Genomic DNA, 2,143 nt, shown 5'->3' with positions numbered 1-2,143 from the left:
CCAGCCCGAACCCGCCCGACACCGGCGGCACGGACGGCACCGACGGCGGGGACCCGGCGACCGGGGGCGATCTGGGCGGCATCATCGGCGGCGACCAGGGAGGCGGCGACAACGGCGGCGACGCCATCGGCAACCCGGCAGGCGGCGCCTGGGACGGCGGCAACACGGCCGACGGAGCCCCCGGAGGCGGTGGCTAGCGCCGAGTCCGGGGTCCGGGGTCCGGGCGCCAGCGGAACGCACCATTTGCTACGATTCCGGTACCGGCGGCGGACCACACGGCCACACACGGCCGCGCCACACACGGCCGCGCCACACACGGCCGTACCGCCGGCCCCGACGAGACGCGCCGTACCGGGCCCGCAAAGACGACGCACCCCCGAACACTCGTTCAAGTTCCGGAGGTGCCGTCATGGCCTGGGCTCTGTTGTTCGTCGCCGGTCTGCTGGAGGTGGGCTGGTCGATCGGGATGAAATTCACCGAGGGCTTCACCCGGCTGTGGCCCAGCGTGTTCACCGTCGCCGGGATCGCCGCAAGCATGCTGCTGCTCGCACAGGCGTCGAGGACGCTGCCGATCGGCACGGCCTACGGCGTCTGGGTGGGCATCGGCGCGGCGGGGGCGGCGACCGTGGGGATGGCGGTGCTGGGCGAGCCGGCGACCGCCGCGCGGATCTTCTTCATCGCCCTGCTGCTGGTAGCGGTGGTCGGCCTGAAGGCGACCTCGGGCCACTGACCAGCGCAGCCCGCCGGCCCGCCGGACCGCCACCCGCAGGTCTAGAGATACAGCCCCGTGGAGTCATCCGAGCCCTGCAGGCGCTCGGCGGCGACCGCGTGCAGGTCGCGCTCGCGCATCAGGACGTACGCGACGCCGCGCACCTCGACCTCGGCGCGCTCCTCGGGGTCGTACAGCACCCGGTCGCCCGGCTCCACCGTCCGCACGTTCTGACCGACGGCCACCACCTCGGCCCAGTCGAGCCTGCGCCCGACCGCGGCCGTCGCGGGGATCACGATGCCGCCGGACGAGCGCCGCTCCCCCTCGCTGGTGTCCGTCCGCACGAGCACCCGGTCGTGCAGCATGCGGATGGGAAGCTTGTCATGGTGTGCGGGTTCTGGAGTCTCGGTGCTCACGGCACGACCGTATCTCAGCCGCTCAGCCGCGCCGACGCCGAGCCGACAGCGCGTACAGGCCGCCCACGACGGCCGCCGTGGCGAGCGCCACCGGGACGATCCGGTCCATGCGCGGCGCCCCGTCCTCGCCGACGAAGCGGGCGCGGACATCGGTGACGACGCGGTTGGCGGTGACATACGCCCGCCCCGCCGTCTTGTCCACGGCGGCGGACGCCTTGGCCCTGGCGTCCCCGATGATCGTCTTCGGATGGACGCGCACAGCGATCTCGTCCAGCGCGACAGCGAGATCCTGCCGCCTGCGGACGATGTCCGCCTCGATGTCCGCGGGGGTCCTGGCTTCCGGCACCGCACTGCCTCCGTGCTGTCAGTCGTCCGTCATACCGTGGTAACGCACCACATCCTGTCAGCTCGCCGGGGTCCGCGCCCCACGGCACCCCCGATCGGCGCCGCCCGGCTCGTCCCGGTCCGGTGAGCGAGCGGGGAACCCCCAGGAAAGCCCACAGAGGAAGCCAGAGGAGAACAGATGAGCGAGCGCCTCCAGTCCGGTGACACCGCCCCCGCCTTCACCCTGCCCGACGCCGACGGCAAGGAGGTCTCGCTCGCCGACCACCGCGGCCGGAAGGTGATCGTGTACTTCTACCCCGCGGCCATGACCCCCGGCTGCACCAAGCAGGCGTGCGACTTCACGGACAACCTCGACCTGCTGGCCGGCCAGGGGTACGACGTCATCGGCGTCTCCCCGGACAAGCCGGAGAAGCTGGCGAAGTTCCGCGAGAAGGAAGACCTGCGGGTCACCCTCGTCGGCGACCCCGGCAAGGAGACCATGGAGGCATACGGCGCCTTCGGCGAGAAGAAGCTCTACGGCAAGACGGTCACCGGAGTCATCCGCTCCACGGTCGTCGTGGACGAGCAGGGCAAGGTCGAGCGGGCGCTGTACAACGTCAAGGCCACCGGCCACGTGGCCAAGCTGATCCGCGACCTCGGCCTGCCCGCCCAGGACGCCTGACCGCCCCCGCTC

4 protein-coding genes, 1 pseudogene and 1 riboswitch are annotated in these 2,143 nt (G+C 72.2%); of the genes and pseudogenes, 3 read left to right on the top strand and 2 right to left on the bottom strand.

Features of this window, described 5'->3' with window-relative positions; translation table 11 throughout:
* Together G5C65_RS36025 and G5C65_RS36020 are read left to right on the top strand one after the other, a co-directional pair.
* A pseudogene (locus G5C65_RS36025) lies at nucleotides 1–197 on the top strand (SCO1860 family LAETG-anchored protein); the annotation flags it as partial.
* 116 nt (nucleotides 198–313) lie between these two features.
* Nucleotides 314–375: riboswitch (guanidine-III (ykkC-III) riboswitch) on the top strand.
* A gap of 34 nt (nucleotides 376–409) precedes the next feature.
* Nucleotides 410–730, top strand: coding sequence for a DMT family transporter (locus G5C65_RS36020; protein WP_165303263.1), 321 nt, complete (start codon nucleotides 410–412; stop codon nucleotides 728–730).
* Nucleotides 731–771: 41 nt separating this feature from the next.
* Here the strand turns inward: G5C65_RS36020 and G5C65_RS36015 are convergent, their stop codons facing one another.
* Nucleotides 772–1,074 (bottom strand): GroES family chaperonin, encoded by a 303-nt coding sequence (locus G5C65_RS36015; protein ID WP_206442657.1) that lies wholly within the window; start codon nucleotides 1,072–1,074, stop codon nucleotides 772–774.
* 73 nt (nucleotides 1,075–1,147) lie between these two features.
* Complete coding sequence (locus tag G5C65_RS36010; protein ID WP_165303261.1) at nucleotides 1,148–1,471, bottom strand: DUF3618 domain-containing protein; 324 nt, start codon at nucleotides 1,469–1,471, stop codon at nucleotides 1,148–1,150.
* A gap of 177 nt (nucleotides 1,472–1,648) precedes the next feature.
* On the opposite strand from G5C65_RS36010, the gene bcp reads away from it, so the two are divergent.
* Nucleotides 1,649–2,131 (top strand): thioredoxin-dependent thiol peroxidase, encoded by a 483-nt coding sequence (bcp, locus tag G5C65_RS36005; RefSeq protein ID WP_165303260.1) that lies wholly within the window; start codon nucleotides 1,649–1,651, stop codon nucleotides 2,129–2,131.
* Nucleotides 2,132–2,143: the final 12 nt, after the last annotated feature.

Origin of the sequence: Streptomyces boncukensis (assembly GCF_011045075.1) — a bacterium.
GTDB classification, from domain to species: Bacteria; Actinomycetota; Actinomycetes; order Streptomycetales; family Streptomycetaceae; genus Streptomyces; species Streptomyces boncukensis.
The sequence above is the reverse complement of the archived record's forward strand: the minus strand, read 5'-3'. Positions and strand labels throughout refer to the sequence as shown.